This window comes from Bacillus sp. SIMBA_008, from assembly GCF_046535495.1.
Lineage (GTDB): Bacteria > Bacillota > Bacilli > Bacillales > Bacillaceae > Bacillus > Bacillus subtilis.
Window position 1 is genome coordinate 1 of sequence record NZ_JAWRWL010000882.1, and the last position, 253, is coordinate 253.

The window sequence follows — 253 nt, forward strand, 5'->3', positions numbered from 1 at the left end:
GTAATTACTTCTTATGATGTATCTAATGGGAAACTAAATACTCATTGGTCGCAGTTAAAGAAGATGGAAAAAAGTTACTTAAAGTAGTAGAGAAAACATCGTGAACGGATGTTTTTTTATTTTATATAAGCGATTAGCGTGTGAGGTGGTGGATATGGCTAGGCAACGAAGCCCAGATCGTGACAAAGCATTTGAAATATATAAAGCAAGTAAAGGTGAGAAGCCACTGATTGATATTGCAGCTGAGTTAAAT

At 35.2% G+C, this 253-nt stretch carries 1 protein-coding gene; it reads left to right on the forward strand.

Annotated features, from left to right (window positions below; all coding sequences use genetic code 11):
* Positions 1-154: 154 nt before the first annotated feature.
* Positions 155-253: phage terminase small subunit-related protein (locus tag SB658_RS25885; protein ID WP_410603340.1), on the forward strand; the 99-nt coding region annotated here is incomplete at its 3' end.